The following is a 21,324-nucleotide window of genomic DNA, read 5'->3' as shown; positions in this document are numbered from 1 at the left end:
TCGTTGCTTACACGTGCACCATAATCGCATCACCCTGGCCGCCGCCGCTGCAGATGGCAGCAACCCCAATGCCGCCGCCCCGTCGTTTGAGCTCATGAATAAGCGTTAAAAGGATGCGTGCTCCGCTTGCACCAATCGGATGCCCCAGTGCTACTGCCCCGCCGTTAACATTCACTTTTTCCGGATCCAGATCTGCCAGCTGATTGCTTGCAAGAGCCACAGCCGCAAACGCTTCGTTAATTTCAAACAAATCAATGTCCGCCGCCGTTTTGCCGGTCTTCTTAAGCAGTTCATTGATGACAATCCCCGGTGTTTTAGGAAAATCCTTCGCTTCCATTGCCACTGCAGTATGAGCAATGATTGTGGCTAATGGGGTTTTTCCTTCTTTTTCAGCCCGCTCCTCACTCATCAGAACAAACGCTGCTGCTCCATCGTTTACGCCCGGCGCATTTCCCGCTGTGATCGTTCCTTCATGGCCGAAAACCGGTTTGAGGCTTGAGAGTCTTTCAAGAGAAGTATCCGGACGCGGTGCCTCATCCTGATCAACAGTGATTGGATCTCCTTTTCGCTGCGGAACACTGACCGGCACGATTTCTTCACTGAAAATTCCTTTTTTAATTGCTTCTGAAGCACGCTGATGGCTTCTCAGTGCCCACTCATCCTGGGACTCTCTTGTAATCTCTAAATCTCTTGCTGTTGAATTGCCGTACGTGCCCATATGCACCCCTTCAAAGCTGCATGTAAGGCCGTCGTGGACCATTAAATCCTTAACAGCCGCATCCCCCATCCGAAGCCCCCATCTTGCCTTCGGAACGATATATGGCGCATTTGACATAGATTCCATGCCGCCTGCGACAATGATTTCCTCGTCCCCTGCACGGATAATCTGATCGGCCATTGTTACGCTTCTTAATCCGGACGCGCATACTTTATTCACGGTTTCTGTTTTTACTTCCCATGGGATGCCTGCGTGGCGTGCTGCCTGTCTTGAAGGGATTTGTCCCTGCCCTCCCTGAAGAACATTTCCGAGAATCACTTCGCCGACATCTTCCGGACGGACTCCGCTTCTCTCAAGCGCTTCCTTCACGGCGATTCCGCCGAGCTCTGAAGCCGTTAAAGACTGAAGTGCTCCTCCAAACTTGCCAAAAGGTGTACGTGCTCCTCCAACGATTACCGTTTTTCCCATCATGTTTTCCTCCTCAAGTTTAGTAGCAAGCGCTTACATTTAATGGCGACTGAACGCTCGCTCAGTTCAGTTAAAAAGGGACAGGCAGTACATACTGCACCGCCTTATCTCACGTTTTTATGCAATTTCTTTCTTCACATCTCCAATGACCGATTTTTCAAGCAGCTCGGCTACATCGTAGGTGGATACCGTTTCTTCAACTTCCTTTGCCTTCGTCCCATCACTGAGCATCGTCAGGCAGTAAGGACACCCGGAACTGATTACAGTTGGATTCACAGCAAGCGCCTGTTCGGTTCTTGCTACGTTGATGCGGGTTCCTGTATCCTCTTCCATCCACATCAAACCTCCGCCGGCTCCGCAGCACATTCCAGTTTCCCGCTTACGGGCCATTTCAACAAGCTTGACGCCCGGAATCGCTTTTAGAAGGTCCCTCGGTGCATCATACACATCATTGTAACGGCCGAGGTAGCAGGAATCATGGAAGGTAATCGTCTCCTTCACTTCATGGACCGGCTTAAGCCTGCCTTCCCTCACAAGCTTCGCAAGCAGCTCCGTATGATGATAAACCTCTGCATTCAGTCCGAAGTCCGGATACTCATTTTTGAAAATATTGTAGGCATGCGGATCGATCGTGACGATCTTCTTCACACCAATTTTCTCGAATTCATCAATATTTTTCGTCGCCAGCTCCTGGAATAAAAACTCATTTCCAAGTCTTCTTGGCGTATCGCCTGAGTTTTTCTCCTTATTGCCGAGAATGGCAAACTTCACACCCGCTTCATTCATCAGCTTCGCAAAGGAAAGAGCAATTTTCTGGCTTCGGTTGTCGAAGGAGCCCATGGAACCTACCCAGAACAAGTATTCAAACTCTTCCTCCTGTTTTTGAAGCTCTTTCACTGTCGGGATGACCACATCCTCGCGTGCTTCACGCCAGTTTTCGCGCTCTTTCCGGTTTAGTCCCCAAGGATTTCCCTGACGTTCAATGTTCGTCATCGCACGCTGTGCATCAGCATCAAGCTTACCCTCTGTCAAAACAAGATAGCGGCGAAGATCAATGATCTTATCCACATGTTCGTTCATGACTGGGCACTGATCCTCACAGTTCCGGCAAGTCGTACACGCCCAAATCTCTTCTTCCGTGATGACCTCGCCAATCAGGCTCGGATTGTACGCGACAGCTGCGGCAGCTTCTTTGGAACCCTGACCTGCTGAAGCCATGGCCAGCTGATTCCCTTGTGTTTCAGCAAATGCGAAAGCCGGTACCCATGGTGTCTGGGACGTTACAGCTGCCCCCTTGTCTGTGAGGTGATCCCTTAAGCGCAAAATCAAATCCATTGGCGAAAGCATTTTACCTGTACCGGTTGCCGGACACATGTTTGTGCACCTTCCGCATTCCACACAGGCATAAAGGTCAATCAGCTGAGACTGTTTAAAATCTTCTATTTTTCCAACCCCGAAGGATTCCTTTGATTCATCTTCAAAATCAATTTTTTCAAGCTTTGCAGGCGGTCCCACTCTGGAGAAGAATGTGTTGGCCGGCCCTGCGATTAAGTGGGCATGCTTGGATTGAGGAACGTATACAAGGAACGTCAGCAAAATCAGCAAATGCACCCACCAGGATACATAAAAAACAGCGATAGCGGCTGTTTCATTCATAAAGCCAAAAATGAACGCAAGCGATGAAGCAATCGGCTCTGTCCATGTCAGTTCGTGATTATGCCAAATGATGCCCATTGCATTACCGAGAAGCACGGAGATCATTAGGCCTCCGATAAAAATCAGGACAAGTCCCGCTTTAAAATTTCGCTTTAAACGGACAAGCTTTTCAATATAGCGTCTGTAGAACGCCCAGACGACGGCAGCAAGAATGACAAACGTCACAATTTCCTGGAAAAATGTAAAGCCGGGATAAAGCGGTCCAAGCGGCAGATGCGCCCCTGGAGACAGCCCTTTTATAATAAAATCAATCGCCCCAAACTGTACGAGGATAAACCCGTAAAAGAACATCACATGAATGATTCCGCTCTTCTTATCCTTCAGCAGTTTCTTCTGGCCAAAGACGTTTACCCAAATCCGGTCAAGCCGGTCCTTCCATTTCCCGTCAAACTCTTCTTTTCTGCCCATCCGGATATATGCGATCCGGGAACGGATTAAATGAACAAACAGCGCAACTGCGTAAGCGGTTACAAGCAAGAATGCAATCAGATTGATCCATAGCAGTATGCTCATTCTTTTTCCCCCTAACGTATGTGTATGTGGTTTCTCCCTTATCTCTTGAAAATTTAAAAACAAACAAATTTTCAGAAATTATCCCTATCTTCATCATAATTATGAATGAGCATTCAGTCAATCCTTTTCCCTTAATCTTTTTTCATAATTTTCCCTTACTCGTCCATGATAAGGGTACGTCTAATTTTTGAAAGAAGGAACCGCCATGGCCTTTTTTATCCTAATACTTCTTGCCCTGCTCCTAACCGTTTGGATCCGCATTGACTTTTCAATCGCTTACAGCCGCCATGTGCGGAAGGCCGGGCTCCAGTCCTATCCGATCCGCAAGGGAGATATTCAGTTTTTTTCTGATGGACAGGAATTTTACACCCGCTATTTCAATGATTTGAAGCAGGCGTCTACTTGTATTTATGCAAGCTTTTACATTATAAAAAATGATGAGGAAATCAGTCAGAGCTTCTTAAAAATTCTAGGCCAAAAAGCAGAGGATGGCGTGAAGGTTTATTTGATGCTGGACCGGATTGGATCTGCCAAAGCCCCTAAAAAACTTTTAAAGCAAATTCAGGCTCAGGGAGTCGCGCTTGCCTATTCCCACAACCCTAAATTTCCATTTTTCTTCTTTACGCTGCTCGCCAGAAATCACCGGAAAATCACCGTTATCGATCATAAAACCGGCTACCTGGGCGGCTATAACATTGGAAAAGAATACATAGGAAAAAATCCAAAGCTCGGATACTGGCGCGATTACCATCTATCATTTACCGGAGCCGGGGTTCAGGACCTTGAGGAGCAGTTCCGCAAAGATTGGCGAAATGCAGGAGGAAGCTATTTAGACAAAGCTAAATTCCCGGCAGGAGCGGACGGCAGCATTTCATACCGGTTTGTTTCAACTTACGGCAAAGCCCTCGATGATCAGTTCCTTTCTTTTATCCATCGAGCCAAAAAAGAGCTGATTATTTGCTCGCCCTATTTTATCCCCGGTGCGAAGCTGCAGATTGAATTGCTTCGCGCCCTTGAAAGAGGGGTAAAAGTAAAAATCATCGTTCCCATGCGCTCTGATCACCTTTTTGTGAAAGAGGCTGCTTTTCCGTATTACGGGCCTTTGCTGAAAGCAGGTGCAGAGGTATACCGGTTTTATCTGGGGTTTTATCATGCCAAAATCATTATAGTCGATGACGATTTCATTGATATCGGAACCGCAAACTTTGATAAACGGAGCATGTATTTAAACGATGAAATGAACGCTTTAATCCAGGACAAAGCTTTTACAGCCAAAGTGAAGCGGAGTATTGTGAAGGATATTCACGATTCGGAACAGCTGTTATATGAAGACTACTTACAAAGACCGCTGTGGCAAAGAGCGAAAGAAAAAGCCGCGTCCGCTGTGTCCTTTTTCCTGTAAAGCACATGCGGTGAAAAGGAGAGAGAAATGAAAATACGGTTTGGTTATGTTGCAAACGCCCTTTCCCTCTGGGATTGCTCCCCCTCAAAAACGATGACCTTTGCAAGATATCAAAAGCTCGAAGAAAGTGAACGCAAAGAAGCCCTTTGCCGTGTCACGAAGCAAAACCTTGAGCATACACTGCGCATCATTCATTACAACATTGCGCACGAAATCCATCTTTACCGCTTTTCTTCGAGCCTCGTTCCGCTCGCCACTCATCCTGAAGTGAGCTGGGATTTTGTTGCACCATTTAAGGATCAATTTAAAGAAATTGGCGAGCTGGTAAAGAAACATAAAATGCGGACAAGCTTTCACCCGAGCCAGTATACACTGTTCACAAGCGATCGGCCATCCATCACGGAAAACTCAGTGAGGGACATGGAATATCACTATGCGATGCTCGAAGCAATGGGGCTCGAAAAAGAAGGCTTGATCAACCTCCATGTTGGCGGAGCGTACGGAGATAAAACCGCATCGGCTGAGCGCTTTTTTGTAAACATTCAATCGCTCCCTGCTCCGGTTTTTTCGAGAATGACGCTTGAAAATGATGACAAAACCTATACGACGGAAGAAACCTTGCAAGTATGCGAAAAAGGCGGCACCCCGCTCATGTTTGATTATCATCACCATCAGGCAAATAAAAACGAAGGCGATCAAAAATTAGAGGATCTGCTTCCAAGATTTTTTGATACGTGGAAACAGACAGGACTTGCACCAAAGATTCATATCTCTTCACCCAAATCGGAAAAAGAATACCGCAGCCATTCAGATTATGTGGATCTTGAGTTTATTCGGCCGCTGCTCAAAATGCTGAAGGAATTTGACGTCGATGTAGATGTCATGATTGAAGCGAAGATGAAGGATTTGGCCCTGTTGAAGCTGATCGAGGAAATTTCAGCGATCCGCGGGGTGAAGCGTGTGGATGGGGGGAGTGTGGTTTGGTGATTGGGGGGTGTTGTGTGGGGGGTGGCACTTGGTTTGTGCGGTTGGTACTTGGTTTGTGCGGTTGGTACTCGGTGTGTGCGGGCTTGCACTGACCCCCACTCTGCTAAAGCACTAAAACTCTGGCACCGCACCCTGTAAACTCTTACGTACCAAGGGATTGCAGCTCCCTTCCTCTGTCCCCCGATGCGGTGAAGCAGCGGGGGTCAGTGCAGTGCACTGACCCCCGCTCTGATAAAGCACTAAAACTCCGGCACCGCACCCTGTAAACTCTTACGTACCAAGGAATTGCAGCTCTCTTCCTCTGTCCCCTGATGCGGTGAAGCGGCGGGGGTCAGTGCAAAGTACAAAGCACAAAGCACAAAAACAAAGTTCAAAAACAAAGTTCAAAAACAAAGTTCAAAAACAAAGCACAAAAACAAAGCACAAAAACAAAGCAAAAAAAACAAAACCCCCACACCAAAAAGGTACGGGGGCCAAAACCTTACATCTTTTCCGGAGCCGATACTCCAATGAGCGTCAGGGCATTTTTCAATGTATGCTGAGTCGCTTTCATAAGAGCGAGACGGGCTTTGGATTTATCGTCGTTTTCCGGGTCCAGCACTTTTTCTGCGTTGTAGAAGCTGTGCAGGGTAGAAGCCAGGTCGAAAATATAGTGGGTGATTTTATGCGGGATCCGTTTTTGAGCAGCGTCTGCCACGGTTTCCGGGAACTCGCCTAATTTTTTCAGCAGGTCGATTTCCTTTTCGGATAGGTCTGATCCGAGCACATTTTCACGGCCATATGAAAGACCTTTTTCTTCGCCCTGGCGCAGCATGCTGCAAATGCGGGCATGCGCGTATTGTGCGTAGAATACAGGGTTTTCGTTGGATTTCGATACAGCGAGATCCATATCAAAGTCCATGTGCGTGTCGGCACTTCTCATCGCGAAGAAGTAGCGGACTGCATCAAGGCCGACCTCTTCCATTAGATCGCGCATCGTAACCGCTTTTCCGGTCCGTTTGCTCATTTTCATTTTCTCGCCGTCTTTGTAGAGATGGACGAGCTGAATGATTTCAACCTCAAGTGTGTCTTTTCCATAGCCAAGTGCTTCAATCGCCGCTTTCATGCGGGGAATGTAGCCATGGTGATCGGCACCCCAGATGTTGATGAGCTTTGTGAAGCCGCGGTCCAGCTTGTCCTTGTGATACGCAATGTCCGGAGTCAGGTAGGTGTAAGAGCCGTCGTTTTTAATTAAAACGCGGTCTTTGTCATCACCGAATTCAGTAGAGCGGAACCATGTTGCGCCCTCTTCTTCAAAGATGTGTCCTTTTTCACGAAGCGCTTCAAGGGCTTGATCAATTTTTCCGTTCTGATAAAGGCTTGTTTCTGAGTACCAAACATCAAATGGCACGCGGAATTCATTCAGGTCCTTTTTCAGTTTATCCATTTCAAATTTCAGTCCGTATTCACGGAAGAAGCCGAGACGCTCAGCCTGCTCCTCTGAAACGAAGCGGTCTCCGTATTCGTCCGCAAGCTTTTGGCCGATTTCCTGGATATCCTTGCCGTGATAGCCATCCTCCGGCATCGGTGCATCCTGGCCCAGTGCCTGTAGATAACGGGCTTCGATGGAAAGAGCGAGATTATTGATTTGATTTCCTGCATCATTGATGTAATATTCTCTGGATACATCATAGCCTGCTTTCGCAAGGATGTTGCACAGGGAATCACCTACAGCTGCGCCGCGGGCGTGTCCAAGGTGGAGCGTACCCGTTGGATTGGCGGACACGAACTCCACTTGAAGCTTTTCGCCGTTTCCAATATTGGACTCTCCATATTTTTCACCAGCATCTAAAATAGCCGGTACAAGGTCTGTCAGGTAGGCGTTGTTCATGTAAAAATTGATAAAGCCCGGTCCTGCAATTTCAATTTTTTCTATAGAAGCTTTTTCTTTATCGAAATGATTGACGATTTCTTCTGCAATCATGCGCGGCGCTTTTTTAGCGACTCTTGTCAGCTGCATGGCCATGTTTGTTGAAAAATCGCCGTGCGCTTTTTCTTTAGGCACTTCCAGCACAACGTCCGGTATTTGGGATGCTTCTGCAAGCCCTGCAGTTTGAACTGAAGCTTTTACTTCCTGTTTTAAACGTTCTTTCATTTGCTCGACGATGTTCATGACTTGGCCTCCTTAAAATCAATCAAAAGGGTGTGAAGGTGAGTTTGTCCTTCTCCCATATGCAGTTCGTATTCAATCTCCAGTTTGCCTTCAGCGGATTCATGGTTAATGATTTGAGCTACCCTCGATGTATAGGTAGTCATTTGAATAGTTCCGAGAGGGGTTTTGTAATGAGTGAGCGTTTCAGCATCCTTAATAAAACGCTGCTTCATGGAGACAGCGCCTGTCCTGAAGACAATCGTTTCCTCCGGCTTCATTTTCACGATGGTCTGAATCGTGCCGTATTCCTGCTCTTCCTTATAAGTAAGGTAAGGAACTGAGTCTTTTATGTAAAAGCTGCCGCTTGAACGGAATTCAATTGTTTCCGTCTCTCCATCATTTCGGATCTTTGAATGAATGTAGAGACTTACTGGTGTCTGTTCCTTCATCTAAGACACATCCTTCCACTATAACTACAATAGTATAAAGATTCTTCATGCAAAGTTCAATAGCCCGGGGGAATTGGTAAAAAAGTGAAACTTCCACAAAGAGGGAGGTGCTCCCCTCTTATGGTTATTTAAATTCATACGGCTTTTACAGGCAGGTTTATTCATCAAATTATCATGCAGGAAATAAAAACGGACTGTCCGGAATAAATCGCCAAAAACGGCGCCTTATGCGAACAGTCCTGTTGTTTGTTTATCGTTTTTGAACCCAGCCCAAAATCATTTCGCGAATCAGCTTGCTCGCGGTGTTCGCTGTTTGCTCGGATGGATCGTAGATTGGGGCAACTTCTACAAGGTCTGCTCCAACCACTTTCACTTCAGAACGGGCAATTTCGTGGATGGATGCAAGCAGTTCCCTGGAGGTAATGCCGCCTGCGTCTACGGTTCCCGTTCCAGGAGCGTGAGCAGGATCCAATACGTCAATGTCGATCGTTACGTATACCGGACGTCCGGCAAGCTTCGGCAAAATTTCTTTCAGAGGCTCGAGCACTTCGAATTTCGAGATGTGCATGCCTGCTTCCTTTGCCCATTGGAATTCTTCCTTCATTCCGGAACGGATTCCGAAAGAGTATACATTTTCAGGTCCGATGTGTTCGGCAATTTTGCGGATCGGTGTGGAATGGGAGAGCGGCTCTCCCTCGTATTCCTCACGAAGGTCCGTATGGGCATCCATATGGATGATTGCGAGATCCGGATATTTCTTCGCGACAGCTTTCATGACCGGCCAGGATACAAGATGCTCTCCGCCCATGCCAAGCGGGAACTTGTCCGCTGCCATAAGCCCGTCGATGTACTCCTCAATCATGTCAATGCTGCGCTGCGGGTTGCCGAACGGCAAAGGGATGTCGCCGGCGTCAAAATATTTAACCTCTTCCAGCTCACGGTCTAAATAGGCGCTGTACTCCTCGAGGCCGATGGACACCTCGCGGATGCGGGACGGGCCGAATCTTGATCCCGGACGGTAGCTCACGGTCCAGTCCATTGGCATGCCGTAAATAACCGCCTCGCTTTCCTCATAAGACGGATGGCTTTTAATAAATACGTTACCTGAATAAGCTTCATCAAATTTCATTTTTCACCCTCCAATTTAGGAAAGGGCGTTTGGTTAAACGCCCTTTTGATTCATCTTATTTCGTTAAGTCCTGTACAAACTTCGGCAGTACGAATGCTGCTTTATGAAGTTCTTTTGTATAGTACTTCGTATCGATGTCGTGGAAACGGTCTTCCGGTACTTCAAGCGGATTGTATTTCTTCGATCCGATCGTGAATGTCCACATGCCGCTTGGGTACGTTGGAATGTTTGCAATATACAGGTTCGTAATCGGGAAGATTTCGCGAACGTCGCGCTGCACGTTGCGGATCAAATCAGGTGTGAACCAAGGGTTGTCCGATTGAGCGACGAAAATTCCATCTTCTTTAAGTGCTCTTGAAATACCGGCATAGAAGCCTTTTGTAAATAGGTTTACAGCCGGTCCAACAGGCTCTGTGCTGTCTACCATAATTACGTCATATTCGTTTTCGCTCTCAGCGATATGAAGGAAGCCGTCTCCTACTTTTACGTCTACGCGTGGATCGTCAAGCTTCCCGGCGATTTCCGGCAAATATTTTTTAGAGTACTCGATTACTTTTCCATCAATATCAACAAGCGTTGCTTTCTTCACGCTCGGGTGCTTCAGGATTTCACGGATGACTCCGCCGTCTCCGCCGCCTACTACAAGAACGTTCTCAGGATTCGGGTGAGTGAAAAGAGGAACGTGCGCAACCATTTCGTGGTAAACAAACTCGTCCTTTTGAGACGTCATGACCATGCCGTCCAAGTACAGCATGTTTCCGAACTCCTCGGTTTCTACCATTTCGAGGTGCTGAAATTCCGTTTGTTCTGTATGTAAAGTGCGCTTAATTTTCATCGTGATTCCAAAGCTGTCAGTCTGCTTCTCTGTATACCAAAGTTCGGACATGTTTTGATCATCCTTTCGAGTATGTGTTGTCATTTCTGAGACCGTCTTGTTTGTACACAGTTAACCTACCCCAACCGCCTAAAACAAAACCCTATCCCAATCTCTAAAAAAGTATAGAGGAATCCTGCAAAAATGCAAGAAATTTTTAAGGACTATCGGCCCCCCGCTGTTTAGAAATACAGATCTTTTTCCATAATGGTAAGAAGAGATTTGAGACGAAACGGGGTGTAAAAAAATGAACGTGATCCATCCTTCAAGAATACGCCGGACAATTAAACTGGTTCGCGCTTTATTTTTCATTGGCTTGATGCTGCTCGCATTGATGTCCATAGCCGCGGGCATGGTTCTGCTTGCAGCCAAGCTGCAGGGGCCTCCGTCTTTAAACGTACCACAGTCAACCATTCTATTTGCAAGCGATCATTCAAAATTGGGAGAAACGCATTATGGGGAAAAACGCTATTGGACGAACCTTGAGGATATCTCCCCGTATGCGGTTAAGGCCACTTTGTCTATAGAGGACCGCCACTATTTCGAGCATCACGGATTTGATTTCAAACGGATTGCCGGAGCGGCTTTAGCCGACCTGAAAGCAATGGCCAAAATTCAGGGTGCCAGTACCATTACCCAGCAGTATGCCCGGAATCTTTATTTAAGCCATGACAAAACCTGGACGAGGAAGCTGACGGAAGCTTTTTATACGGTCCGCCTTGAAGTGAACTACAGCAAGGATGAAATTCTGGAAGGCTATTTAAATACCATTTATTACGGGCATGGAGCCTACGGCATTGAAGCGGCTTCGAAGACATATTTCGGGAAAAGCGCGAAAGAATTGACACTTGCCGAAGCGAGCATGCTTGCAGGGATCCCTAAAGGACCAAGCCAATACTCTCCTTTCTTAAATGAAAAAAGAGCAAAGGAGCGGCAGAAGCTGATCTTAAGCTCACTTGTCAGTGCAGGGGCCATAAAACGGGAGCAGGCAGTCTCAGCAGAGCGCGAACCCCTTATTTATGCAGGGCCGAAACCTGAAGAGGAAGCGAAAACGGATGCTCCCTACTTTTATGATCAGGCATTGAAAGAAACGGCCAGGCTGCTTGGTGTAGAACAGGGAGCCCTCTCGACCCGCGGATTGAAAATCTATACGACGCTCGATCCTGTGCTTCAGCAAAAAGCTGAGAAACAGGTAAAGGATGTCATTGATCCCGATTCCGCTATCCAGACAGGGCTGATTTCCATCGATCCGAAAACCGGAGCAGTACGGGCATTGGCAGGAGGACGGGACTATGATAAGAGTCCATTTAACCGGGTAACACAGGCCTTCAGGCAGCCAGGATCGACAATCAAACCGTTCCTGTACTATGCAGCCATCCAGAACGGTTTTACGCCATCCACCCTGATGGTCAGCAAACCGACTGTCTTTGAATACGATTCGGGAAAATCAACGTATAAACCAAGCAACTACAATGATTACTATGCGAACGGACCCATCACTCTCGCCCAGGCGATCGCCCTCTCCGATAACATCTATGCTGTTAAAACCCATCTGTTTATCGGACCGGAAAAGCTCGCGGAGACTGCGAGAGCGGCCGGAATCACCAGCAAGCTTCCTGAACTGCCATCGCTAGCACTTGGAACGGCACCGGCGAGGCTTGAAGAAATGGTAAATGCTTATGGAATTCTCGCTAATGGGGGGAAAAGAATCAGACCGGTGTATGTAACTAGAATCGAGGATGCTACCGGAAACGTCCTCTATGAAGGAAAACCAGCAGCTGGAAAGCAGGTATTGGATGAAAAAGCAGCCTTCGTGACGACTCAGCTGATGACGGGAATGTTTGATACAAAGCTAAACGCTTATACCTCTGTAACAGGCGATAAAATCACCAAGAATCTGACGCGTACTTACGCGGGCAAATCAGGCTCAACCCAAACAGACAGCTGGATGATCGGCTACAGTCCGGACCTGGTTACTGGTGTATGGACGGGCTATGACCGAGATAAGGCGCTTGAACAGGTTGAAGAGCGCTCCTATGCCAAAAAAATATGGGCAGGTTTTATGGAAGACGCCTTGCGAGGAAAACCGCTGAAGGAGTTCAAGCCTCCTGAAGGCGTTACCGGCGTCTACATTAATCCGGAGACCGGCAAGCTTGCCGGTCCCGGCTGTCCGGTTAAGCGTTTTGTTTATTACCTGGCCGGAACTGAGCCAACAGAGATGTGCATAGAACACCAGGAACATAGACATGAGCCTGCTAAGAAGCAAGAGAAGCAAAAGGAAAGCTTCTGGAAGAAACTAAAATTCTGGGAATAGAAAAACCGAGCGGCGATCCGCTCGGTTTTCTTTATTTAAGCCTTCAAATCTTCCTTCAGCTTCGCCTCTGAACGCTGCCACATTCCGGCATCGTGGGAGATGAGGAATTGGGCAAGAATCTCTTTGGACCTCTCATCCATATGCTCGACCATAATCTGCCGTTTCATGGATTTATCCATTTTATTCACATGCTCCGGTAAGGATTTATAGCCTCTTCTAATTTCCCGGTTGACCGTCATCTCACAGGCGGTCACACCAGCGTAGTATGGTCCTTCAGGCTTGCGATCGATGGTTACCCAGACGAGCCAGAATGGTTTTGCATCCGGCACATCCTCTTTATTCGGAAGGAATTTAATGCCCTTTTCAACTACACTGCGGGCATGCATTGCTCCGATATCGACAAATGCTTCCCCTTCATTTACGTCTACGAAGACCGGAGAAATGTTATCCAGGCTGAGTGCTCCGACACCGAAGCCGCCATGCCCGTCTGTCGGGTCACTTTTGATGATATTAAAGCCTATGCTCTTTTTCTTTTTTTCTTCCATTTTAAAAAGCCTCCTAAAACAGCGGGTTTAATATCCCATAAAAAAGGTTCATAACTAAATATCTGCCCGTTTCGAGAAACGGCCAAACCGTGTATTGATCGAGAGGTGTCACGAATAATACGATAAATACAATAAATCCGTATGTTTCAAACTGCGTCATCCTTGGTCTCCATGTCCTTGGAGCCAAATCCTCAAGGATCCGGTATCCGTCTAGCGGAGGCAGCGGAAGCAGGTTGAACAGGAATAATGTAACGTTTAAGCCGACAAAAATATCAAAGAAATTTTTCAAGGCATCCGTGACTTGCGGGGAGAAGCTCTCAGCCGTTCCCGATACGAGGAGGATGCTCCATACAGCCGTGCCTAAAAAGGCCATGAGCAGATTGCTCACCGGTCCTGCAACGGAAACAAGCACGCCTGCAAGTCTTGGCTTTTTAAAATAAAACCGGTTAACCGGAACAGGTCTTGCCCATCCAAAACCGGCAATTAAGATCAGGATCGTTCCAAAAGGGTCCAGATGTGCAATCGGCGATAAGGTTAGTCTGCCCTCATTTTTCGCTGTCGGATCCCCAAATTTATATGCAACATAGGCATGTGCAAATTCATGCACCGTAAATGCAGCCAGCAATGTCAGGATCACATATGGCAGCACTTCTAAATCAAAGGCCAAAAAACTGAATGTATCTTCCACGCGCACTTCTCCTTTGACACATAATCACTGCATCGATTTTCTGATTAAAGTATACTATATTTAAAGATGAATATCAGTCTCAAGTTCTTATGGATGCAAACAATTCTAAAGGAGCGATTCTAAATGCCGTACATAACTGTAAAAATGCTTGAAGGCCGTACAGAAGAGCAAAAGAAAGCCCTCGTTGAAAAAGTAACGGCCGCTGTATCTGACACCACCGGAGCATCTGAAGACAAAATCGTCGTTTTCATTGAAGAAATGACGAAAAACCATTACGGTGTTGCCGGAAAACGTTTAAGCGATATGGAGTAATCATAAGAAAGCGGCTTGCTGAGTAATCGGCGGGCCGTTTTTTCGAATAGGGGGAAAACAGATGAATCTTCATCCATCATTTCTTAAAAGAATTGGCCTCAAAGACAAAGGAAGCGTTCCATTTCAAGACCTGGAAACTATTTTAACCGCCTTTGCCCATCACATTCCATTCGAAAACCTGGGGATCCTGCGGAACAGAAGCATTCCGCTCAATGCTGAATCCCTTTTCGAAAAAATCATTGAGCAGAACCAGGGCGGCGTCTGCTATGAATTAAATCCGCTTCTGTACTATTTTTTACTGGAGAATCATTTTGATGCCCAGCTTGTCCAGGGAACCGTATTCAACCATGCCATACAGAATTGGAGCCTGAGCGGCACCCATGCTGCTATTTTAATCCGCACAGAAGACGGCTCCTATATTCTCGACGCTGGATTCGGAACAAATGTCGCTCAAAAGCCGATCCCGATGAATGGCGAAATCATCGAATCATCGGCAGGCCAATTTCGGATCATAGAAAAAAAGACGCGCGAAGGCAGCCATCTGCTTGAAATGAAGCTTGCAGAGGATGACGGTTGGAAAACAGGCTACGCTTTTAACCCGGACAGGGTGTTGAACCTGGCTGGTTTACAAAACATGCAGACAAAAATCCATGAGCATCCCGACTCCCCGTTTAATAAGAAGCCGCTTGCTGCAATGCGGACGGAAGCTGGATTCAAAACGTTATCTGAGTCATCCTTTTCGGTAACAGAGGGCGGACATACAGAGAAGCACGGGATTTCTGCTGATGAATTTGCGGAGATTGCAGAGAGAGAGTTTGGTTTGCACTGACTCTTGCTTTGCTATTCGGTTTGCAGATAATAACCGGCGCGGGTTCCTGACCCGCGCTTCATTAGTGAACGAAAGCTCCGGCACCCGCTTTTTAAACCCTTGCTGGGCAAGGCTTCAAAGAGTATGGCCTCTGTCCCCTGCTGCGGTGATGAATGTGGGGACTGGCACCGTGTGACGGTTAGGAGATTTACAGAGTGCGAGTATGGTTTTTGCACTGACCCCCACTCTGCTAAAGCACTAAACCTCCGTCCCCTCACCCTTCGAACGCCGATGTGTAGCAGGCTGGCTGATTTTTTGCTCTGGCCCCTGCTGCGGTGATTCGACGGGGGTCAGTGCAGTGCACTGACCCCCGCTCTGCTAAAGCACTAAACCTCCGTCCCCTCACTCTGCTATCGCCGATCTGGCGCAGACTGGCTGATTTCTTGCTCTGGCCCCCAGTGCGGTGATTCAACGGGGGTCAGTGCAAAGAGTGCAAAGTGCAAAGGACAATGCACATCGAAATCACAGCAAAAAAAAACGAGGCCAATCCACTGGATCGGCCCCATCTACCTTAATGCTTTGTTTTCTCTTTCAGCGCTTCCACATAGGTGTATGCTTCATCGACTTCTTCTTCTGTGTACTTCTGTTTGCTTTTGAGGGTAAACACCTTCTCCTTTACCTCTTCCCGCTCGAGGCTGTCAAAATACAGGACGGTGGATACGAGTTCAAGGAACCTGGCGGATTGTCCGTTCAAGTCGGTCATGCAGACGTCCAGCGGCGGGATATTAAGGTCATGGTTTGCCAGAAATTCCTCTCCGGATTCGGTTAAATTGTAGCGGTATTGATAATATCCGCCTTTCTTTTCCCGAACTTCGTCTACAAATCCAAGGTTGCACAGTTCTTCAATCCGAAGGGTCAGTTCCTCTGAGTATGGTCCGTAAAAGTGAAAATCGTATTTTTCATAAAATGGATAATCGATTTTCTTCGCGATGTAGATCATTTTTTGAAGTTTCTTCCGTCCAATGACTTCTCCGGCCGACGAAAACACCTTCAAGACTTTTGCGTGTTCGTTAAGCAATTCCCCGTCATCTCCTAACTCCGTTTTTCTCTCTATCTATTCAGATTGAGCAGTTCCATAATCTTTTTCTTTGCCGTTCGCTTTGTTGATAAATCTTCTATGAGGTCACGCGGAAAATACAATTTGTGGTCCGTTCTTCTTTTTCCGGAAATGGCGTCTACGATTTCTGATTGTCTGGACAGTTCCCTGACTTCACCGCTTGGCATAAGGAGATGGATCGGAAGGCGTTCTTCCTCTTCTCCAGGACGGTAAAAATCGTATGGCAGATCGGATGAGGAATCCAGGACAAGATAATATTCAGGGTCGATTCCCGCTTTCTTAAACAGGGCTTTCAGCTCCATCAGCTTCATCATCTGTTCATTAGACGGGTTGAATTCAACATATTTAAATAGATTGCGGTTTAAAAACCGGCGGCACAGGTCGGAGAGAATTTCATCCTGCTCCTCTTCCCAAGCCTGAAAATAAAAGAGAATGACAGATTCGTCCAGCTTCAAATAATCCTTCAATGTTACTTCGTCTTCAAATAAAGAGTAGAAGTGAACCGGCTCCTGTTTAAAGGAATAGTACTCTTTATGAAGCTGCTTCGCACGGTGAAGGATTTTCGTTAATATGACTTCCGCACTTCTTGTTACAGGATGGAAATAAACTTGCCAATACATTTGATATCGGCTCATGATGTAATCTTCTACAGCATGCATTCCGCTGTATTTAATGACAACCTGATCCTCTCTTGGCCTCATGACGCGAAGAATCCGTTCCATATCAAAATGGCCGTAGCTCACTCCCGTGTAGTAGGCATCACGCTGCAGGTAATCCATGCGGTCGGCATCAATCTGGCTTGAAATTAAGGAAACCACTTGTTTATTGGAGTAGGTTTTAGCGATGACTTCTGCCACTTTTTTCGGAAAGTCTCTGCCTTCCGTTTTCAGTACCCGATTGACCTCGGTATCTTCAAGAATGATTCTGCGGGTAAAATCTTCATGATCCATATGGAAAACCTTCTCGAAGGAATGGGAAAACGGCCCGTGGCCCAGGTCATGCAGCAGAGCCGCACAAAGACTGACAAGGCGTTCTTCCTCATTCCATTCTGGTCTTCCCTTGAAGACGTCATCAACGATCCTCCGTACAATCTCGTATACTCCCAGAGAATGATTCAGCCGGCTGTGCTCGGCCCCGTGAAAAGTAAGATAGGTTGTGCCAAGCTGGCGGACTCTCCGCAGACGCTGAAATTCAGGCGTACCGATCAGATCCCAAATCAGCTTGTCCCGGACATGAATATAACGGTGAACCGGGTCTTTAAATACCTTTTCTTCGGACAATTTACCGTTGCGATTTGCCATTCTTTTCCCTCTTCCGTTTTACTTGTATCCATTATAGCTGTTTTCCCGGTGTAGCTGAATGAAAAAATTCCTATATTCTGAAATAAATGCAGGATGCTGAATAGAGGGCATAGTCATGTATTGCCCTATTTAGCGGATGAATAATCGGAATCATTAAAAGAAAAAAATCACCAAGGCAAAACAATGCCCGGCGATTTATTTGTTCAGTTTTTTTTCAATTTTATCCAGCAGTTCATCCTCGCTCAAGGCTGCAATCGGACGGTTATTTACGAATGCAAACGATTTTTTTCTGCCTGGTCCGCAGTATGATTGGCAGCCGATATCAATGGCTGCTTCAGGGTCCGCTTTTTTCAAGCGGGGGACGAGGGTTTTAATGTTGGTTGCCTGGCAATCGTCGCAAATACGAAATTCATTCGCCATGAATCCCCATTTCCTTTCTTTCATGAAAATTTCTATAGTAAGAGCCAGAGCCCTCATTGTCTTTTTAAAACACTAAGGGCTATTTTACCCCGATTATTCACCGCTTGCAAGCTCATAAAGAATTCAATCATCTTCCGAAACTTTCATAATTTTTCTATTATCCTTTCAAAAATATGTATAAAAGATTTTAAATCCGGCCATTCTGTTAGCAGGAAAACATTACAGTTAATGGGAGTTGAGATCATGAAACAGAGACAGGATGCCTGGTCTGAAGAAAATGACCTGCTGCTTGCCGAAACCGTTCTGCGTCATGTACGTGAAGGAAGTACGCAGCTGAATGCATTTGAAGAAGTTGGAGATAAATTAAACCGTACATCCGCCGCATGCGGATTCCGCTGGAACGCAGTCGTGCGCCATCAATATGAGAAAGCGCTGCAGCTTGCAAAAAAACAGCGGAAACAAAAAATGAGAGCACTTGGAAAAGGCCAGCCGGCTAAGAAAAAGCTGCTCTACGCACCCCCTGAGGCACCATCCGCATCGGTTAAGCCCGTATATAAAGAGGAGTTCGCAGAGGAGCAAACCTATGAACCTGCTATTTCATCCTATACAGCACCTGTGCAGGATGAAGAGCTGGACTACGAGGAATTGAATGGGGTTTCCTATACAACCCTTAAACAGCCTGCTAGTATACCTGTATCATCAGGAGCCATTACGATGGATCAAGTCATTTCGTTTCTTGAAACATACGAAAGCCGGGCGAACCACAGTACTGCGCTTAAGCAGGAAAACATCCGCTTAAAGCGTGAACTGGATGAGCTCGCAAGTCGTAATGAAGAACTGGAAATCAGAATTGCTAAAATGGAAGAAGATTCCGATACGATTCAGGAAGACTATGAAACATTGATGAAAATCATGAATCGCGCAAGAAAACTGACTCTGTTTGAAGAGGAAGACCGGTCTGCTCCAAAGTTCAAAATGGACCGGAATGGAAACCTTGAAAAAGTAGCCGAATAACTCTTTGCCCCCTCCCCCTATTAAATATAGAAGACGCTCCCGTTTCGGGGGCGTCTCTTTTTAGGAAATCCCTATTTTTTTGTTTCTTTCGATCATCCGGGTCAAGTTCTTTTCGAAAATCAGCTGTTCTTCCATAGAAAGAGAGGACGAAAAAATCCGTCCGCTGAGGTTTTTTAAGGAAGTAAGAAGTTTGAGCATCACATCCTGAATGCTCATTTCCAATCCGAAAAGCTCGCTTAAGGAAGCCATTACTTCCGGAACAATGACCGGATACTCAAACTTTGTCGCCGTTCCCTTCAGACTCTTTTCGTAAAAATTCCGGATGATCTCCGCACGGTCCGATCCGCTGCCTGTTACACAAAGATAAATTTGCACAGCGACCCCGTTTCGAAGGCGCCTTTGCGAAATTCCAGCGAATTTTTTGCCGCCAATACTTAAATCATAGCTGCCAGGGCAATAGGAACCCGTGATTTCTCTTGCTTCTATGCCAGCTGCATGGCCGGGGAACATCATCTTGATCAGCTCCCACATAGCGTCATATCCTCTGTTTATATCAATTCCTTTATCTGTTTCAGGAAAAATAAGAGAGATGTTCAGCACCCCTTCATCCAGTACAACCGCGAGCCCGCCCGAATTCCTGACAACTGTCCGGTACCCTCGAGAGGTTAAATACTCTATTCCTTCATCAATAGAGGGCAGCCGGGAATCCTGTATTCCTAAAACGATCGTGTCGTGATGAACCCACGTCCTGGCCGTCGCAGGGGACGCCAAGGATCCCGCTGACGTGCAAAGAGTATCATCGTAAGCAAATGACTGCTTTGCGTCAAATTGGGGTCCAAGACTGGACTGATCCAGTATTCTCCATTCAGGCTGCATTAATAGGTTTAAAGACTTTTCTGTCATGGTCATGTGATCCTTTCTATCCGATCGTTCTGCAGTGTTTCTATTATAGCATGAACTATTCGGCGGAGAAAAAGGGAGTGGCACTTCTGTGGTTAGGGGAGAACTGCGGTGGGGACTGGCTCTCTTGTGGTTAGCGTTTCCATCTGCGGTGGCGGGGCAGGGCAGCGGGGGGTGGAGGGGCCAGTCCCCTGCAATTTTACCGTATTAAAGCTCCGGCACCGCATCTTCAAACCATTGATACTTAAGGGCTTGCACTGTGCGGTCTCTGTCCCCCGTTACGGTGAAGCATGACGGGACTGGCACCGTGCCAGTCCCCTGCAATTTTACCGTATTAAAGCTCCGGCACCACCTCTGCAAACCGTTGATACATAAGGGCTTGAGCTGTGCGGTCTCTGTCCCCTAATGCGGTGAAGCATGACGGGACTGCCCCCTCTTGGACACCTCTTCATAAAAAAAGAGCCGGCACCAAAAGGATTTTCATCCTCTCAGTCCAGCTCCCTATCAAAATTTATTGTACCGTTTGTCCTGCTGTTATAAGAGAAAGCTTGTAAACGTCCTCTGCACTGCAGCCGCGGGAAAGGTCATTGACCGGCATGTTCAGGCCTTGAAGGATCGGTCCGACCGCTTCGAAGTTTCCTAAGCGCTGTGCGATTTTGTAGCCGATGTTCCCTGCTTCGAGACTCGGGAATACAAATACATTTGCGTCGCCTTTGATTACGGAGTCCGGAGCTTTCTTTTCTGCTACAGATGGAACGAATGCCGCATCAAATTGGAATTCACCGTCTAGCACAAGGTTTGGAGCCAATTCTTTTGCGATGTTTACCGCTTCTGACACTTTTTCCGTTTCAGGTGATTTAGCTGATCCTTTAGTTGAGAAGCTCAGCATCGCAACACGCGGTTCGATGTCAAACATGCTTGCTGTATTGGCACTTTCAACTGCAATCTCTGCCAAGTCCTGAGCATCTGGAGAAATGTTGATGGCACAGTCAGCAAATACGTACTTTTCGTCTCCGCGGACCATGATGAATACGCCGGACGTTTTTTTCATGCCTTGCTTTGTTTTGATGATTTGAAGTGCCGGACGAACGGTATCAGCTGTAGAGTGTGCCGCTCCGCTCACCAAGCCGTGAGCTTGTCCAGTATACACAAGCATCGTGCCGAAGTAGTTTTCGTCTTTCAGAATTTCACGAGCCTGCTCTTCCGTTGCTTTTCCTTTACGGCGTTCAACAAATGCCTGAACCATATCTTCAAAGCCTTCGAAGCTGTTCGGGTCTTTAATTTCAACACCATCAAGCTTTACATTCAGGTCAGCCGCTTTCTGCTCAACCTCTTGCTTGTTTCCAATGACGATTGGCTCTAATACGCCTTCTGCAGCAAGACGGGATGCTGCCTCAAGAATACGCTCGTCTGTCCCCTCAGGAAGAACGATTTTTATATCTTTACCAGTAACTTTTTCTTTTAACGTTGCAAACAAATCTGACAAATGAATGCCCTCCTTATTTAGTGCCTCTAATG

At 46.8% G+C, this 21,324-nt stretch carries 19 protein-coding genes; 6 read left to right on the top strand and 13 right to left on the bottom strand.

What is annotated here, in order from left to right:
- Window positions 1–7 precede the first annotated feature (7 nt).
- Both AS29_RS13720 and AS29_RS13715 read right to left on the bottom strand, forming a co-directional pair.
- Complete coding sequence (locus AS29_RS13720) at window positions 8–1,186, bottom strand: acetyl-CoA C-acetyltransferase (RefSeq protein WP_035407978.1); 1,179 nt, start codon at window positions 1,184–1,186, stop codon at window positions 8–10.
- A 117-nt stretch (window positions 1,187–1,303) separates the two neighbouring features.
- Window positions 1,304–3,415: a heterodisulfide reductase-related iron-sulfur binding cluster gene (locus tag AS29_RS13715; RefSeq protein WP_035407976.1), complete on the bottom strand. Its 2,112-nt coding sequence runs from the start codon at window positions 3,413–3,415 to the stop codon at window positions 1,304–1,306.
- 205 nt (window positions 3,416–3,620) lie between these two features.
- Here AS29_RS13715 and cls point away from each other — a divergent pair, with 205 nt between their 5' ends.
- Window positions 3,621–4,817 carry a cardiolipin synthase gene (gene cls / locus AS29_RS13710; protein WP_035407974.1) on the top strand — a complete coding sequence of 399 codons (1,197 nt, stop codon included), beginning with the start codon at window positions 3,621–3,623 and terminating at the stop codon, window positions 4,815–4,817.
- 27 nt (window positions 4,818–4,844) lie between these two features.
- Window positions 4,845–5,804, top strand: a complete 960-nt coding sequence (gene uvsE / locus AS29_RS13705) for a UV DNA damage repair endonuclease UvsE (RefSeq protein WP_035407972.1) — start codon at window positions 4,845–4,847, stop codon at window positions 5,802–5,804.
- A gap of 481 nt (window positions 5,805–6,285) precedes the next feature.
- Here uvsE and argS read toward each other — a convergent pair whose 3' ends face one another.
- From argS to speE, 4 genes are all read right to left on the bottom strand, one after another.
- Entirely contained in the window at window positions 6,286–7,956 is a 1,671-nt protein-coding gene (gene argS / locus AS29_RS13700; RefSeq protein WP_035407971.1) for an arginine--tRNA ligase, read from the bottom strand.
- A complete protein-coding gene (locus tag AS29_RS13695) occupies window positions 7,953–8,384 on the bottom strand; it encodes a DUF1934 domain-containing protein (protein WP_035407968.1) in 432 nt (143 codons plus the stop codon). The genes argS and AS29_RS13695 overlap by 4 nt, the downstream gene beginning before the upstream one ends.
- Window positions 8,385–8,634: 250 nt before the next feature.
- Window positions 8,635–9,513 carry an agmatinase gene (speB, locus tag AS29_RS13690; protein ID WP_035407967.1) on the bottom strand — a complete coding sequence of 293 codons (879 nt, stop codon included), beginning with the start codon at window positions 9,511–9,513 and terminating at the stop codon, window positions 8,635–8,637.
- Window positions 9,514–9,568: 55 nt separating this feature from the next.
- Window positions 9,569–10,399, bottom strand: a complete 831-nt coding sequence (speE, locus tag AS29_RS13685) for a spermidine synthase (protein ID WP_035407965.1) — start codon at window positions 10,397–10,399, stop codon at window positions 9,569–9,571.
- 235 nt (window positions 10,400–10,634) lie between these two features.
- Here speE and AS29_RS13680 point away from each other — a divergent pair, with 235 nt between their 5' ends.
- The gene (locus tag AS29_RS13680; RefSeq protein WP_035407962.1) at window positions 10,635–12,701 is read left to right on the top strand and encodes a transglycosylase domain-containing protein; all 2,067 of its coding nucleotides are present in this window, start codon (window positions 10,635–10,637) and stop codon (window positions 12,699–12,701) included.
- A 35-nt stretch (window positions 12,702–12,736) separates the two neighbouring features.
- On the opposite strand, the gene AS29_RS13675 is transcribed toward AS29_RS13680, so the two are convergent.
- Both AS29_RS13675 and AS29_RS13670 read right to left on the bottom strand, forming a co-directional pair.
- Window positions 12,737–13,246, bottom strand: a complete 510-nt coding sequence (locus AS29_RS13675) for a YwhD family protein (protein ID WP_035407961.1) — start codon at window positions 13,244–13,246, stop codon at window positions 12,737–12,739.
- A 13-nt stretch (window positions 13,247–13,259) separates the two neighbouring features.
- A complete protein-coding gene (locus AS29_RS13670) occupies window positions 13,260–13,934 on the bottom strand; it encodes a site-2 protease family protein (protein ID WP_035407959.1) in 675 nt (224 codons plus the stop codon).
- Window positions 13,935–14,057: 123 nt separating this feature from the next.
- Between AS29_RS13670 and AS29_RS13665 the strand changes: the two genes are divergently transcribed.
- Window positions 14,058–14,246 (top strand): 2-hydroxymuconate tautomerase, encoded by a 189-nt coding sequence (locus tag AS29_RS13665; protein WP_035407957.1) that lies wholly within the window; start codon window positions 14,058–14,060, stop codon window positions 14,244–14,246.
- Between the two features lie 61 nt (window positions 14,247–14,307).
- On the top strand, window positions 14,308–15,075 hold the full coding sequence (locus tag AS29_RS13660; RefSeq protein WP_035407955.1) for an arylamine N-acetyltransferase family protein: 768 nt from the start codon (window positions 14,308–14,310) through the stop codon (window positions 15,073–15,075).
- A gap of 550 nt (window positions 15,076–15,625) precedes the next feature.
- Here the strand turns inward: AS29_RS13660 and AS29_RS13655 are convergent.
- From AS29_RS13655 to AS29_RS13645, 3 genes are all read right to left on the bottom strand, one after another.
- The gene (locus AS29_RS13655; protein ID WP_035407953.1) at window positions 15,626–16,132 is read right to left on the bottom strand and encodes a YwgA family protein; all 507 of its coding nucleotides are present in this window, start codon (window positions 16,130–16,132) and stop codon (window positions 15,626–15,628) included.
- Window positions 16,133–16,164: 32 nt separating this feature from the next.
- Window positions 16,165–17,472 carry an HD domain-containing protein gene (locus tag AS29_RS13650; protein ID WP_035407951.1) on the bottom strand — a complete coding sequence of 436 codons (1,308 nt, stop codon included), beginning with the start codon at window positions 17,470–17,472 and terminating at the stop codon, window positions 16,165–16,167.
- A 195-nt stretch (window positions 17,473–17,667) separates the two neighbouring features.
- Entirely contained in the window at window positions 17,668–17,892 is a 225-nt protein-coding gene (locus AS29_RS13645) for a DUF1450 domain-containing protein (protein WP_035408247.1), read from the bottom strand.
- Between the two features lie 243 nt (window positions 17,893–18,135).
- Between AS29_RS13645 and AS29_RS13640 the strand changes: the two genes are divergently transcribed.
- On the top strand, window positions 18,136–18,906 hold the full coding sequence (locus tag AS29_RS13640) for an RsfA family transcriptional regulator (protein WP_442854535.1): 771 nt from the start codon (window positions 18,136–18,138) through the stop codon (window positions 18,904–18,906).
- A 60-nt stretch (window positions 18,907–18,966) separates the two neighbouring features.
- Here the strand turns inward: AS29_RS13640 and AS29_RS13635 are convergent, their stop codons facing one another.
- Both AS29_RS13635 and pta read right to left on the bottom strand, forming a co-directional pair.
- Window positions 18,967–19,809, bottom strand: coding sequence for a lipoate--protein ligase family protein (locus AS29_RS13635; protein WP_035407949.1), 843 nt, complete (start codon window positions 19,807–19,809; stop codon window positions 18,967–18,969).
- Between the two features lie 508 nt (window positions 19,810–20,317).
- A complete protein-coding gene (gene pta / locus AS29_RS13630) occupies window positions 20,318–21,292 on the bottom strand; it encodes a phosphate acetyltransferase (RefSeq protein WP_035407946.1) in 975 nt (324 codons plus the stop codon).
- Window positions 21,293–21,324 lie beyond the last annotated feature (32 nt).

The organism is Bacillus sp. SJS, from assembly GCF_000732485.2.
Taxonomy (GTDB): domain Bacteria; phylum Bacillota; class Bacilli; order Bacillales; family Bacillaceae; genus Metabacillus_B; species Metabacillus_B sediminis.
The sequence above is the reverse complement of the archived record's forward strand: the minus strand, read 5'-3'. Positions and strand labels throughout refer to the sequence as shown.

What these genes read in the sequence shown, in the direction of transcription:
- speE (WP_035407965.1), bottom strand. Translation starts at nt 10,399, where the DNA reads ATGTCCGAACTTTGGTATACAGAGAAGCAGACTGACAGCTTTGGAATC.
- AS29_RS13665 (WP_035407957.1), top strand. Translation starts at nt 14,058, where the DNA reads ATGCCGTACATAACTGTAAAAATGCTTGAAGGCCGTACAGAAGAGCAA.
- AS29_RS13660 (WP_035407955.1), top strand. Translation starts at nt 14,308, where the DNA reads ATGAATCTTCATCCATCATTTCTTAAAAGAATTGGCCTCAAAGACAAA.
- AS29_RS13675 (WP_035407961.1), bottom strand. Translation starts at nt 13,246, where the DNA reads ATGGAAGAAAAAAAGAAAAAGAGCATAGGCTTTAATATCATCAAAAGT.
- AS29_RS13680 (WP_035407962.1), top strand. Translation starts at nt 10,635, where the DNA reads ATGAACGTGATCCATCCTTCAAGAATACGCCGGACAATTAAACTGGTT.
- AS29_RS13695 (WP_035407968.1), bottom strand. Translation starts at nt 8,384, where the DNA reads ATGAAGGAACAGACACCAGTAAGTCTCTACATTCATTCAAAGATCCGA.
- uvsE (WP_035407972.1), top strand. Translation starts at nt 4,845, where the DNA reads ATGAAAATACGGTTTGGTTATGTTGCAAACGCCCTTTCCCTCTGGGAT.
- cls (WP_035407974.1), top strand. Translation starts at nt 3,621, where the DNA reads ATGGCCTTTTTTATCCTAATACTTCTTGCCCTGCTCCTAACCGTTTGG.
- AS29_RS13635 (WP_035407949.1), bottom strand. Translation starts at nt 19,809, where the DNA reads ATGACAGAAAAGTCTTTAAACCTATTAATGCAGCCTGAATGGAGAATA.
- speB (WP_035407967.1), bottom strand. Translation starts at nt 9,513, where the DNA reads ATGAAATTTGATGAAGCTTATTCAGGTAACGTATTTATTAAAAGCCAT.
- AS29_RS13720 (WP_035407978.1), bottom strand. Translation starts at nt 1,186, where the DNA reads ATGGGAAAAACGGTAATCGTTGGAGGAGCACGTACACCTTTTGGCAAG.
- AS29_RS13715 (WP_035407976.1), bottom strand. Translation starts at nt 3,415, where the DNA reads ATGAGCATACTGCTATGGATCAATCTGATTGCATTCTTGCTTGTAACC.
- AS29_RS13640 (WP_442854535.1), top strand. Translation starts at nt 18,136, where the DNA reads ATGAAACAGAGACAGGATGCCTGGTCTGAAGAAAATGACCTGCTGCTT.
- AS29_RS13645 (WP_035408247.1), bottom strand. Translation starts at nt 17,892, where the DNA reads ATGGCGAATGAATTTCGTATTTGCGACGATTGCCAGGCAACCAACATT.
- argS (WP_035407971.1), bottom strand. Translation starts at nt 7,956, where the DNA reads ATGAACATCGTCGAGCAAATGAAAGAACGTTTAAAACAGGAAGTAAAA.
- AS29_RS13650 (WP_035407951.1), bottom strand. Translation starts at nt 17,472, where the DNA reads ATGGCAAATCGCAACGGTAAATTGTCCGAAGAAAAGGTATTTAAAGAC.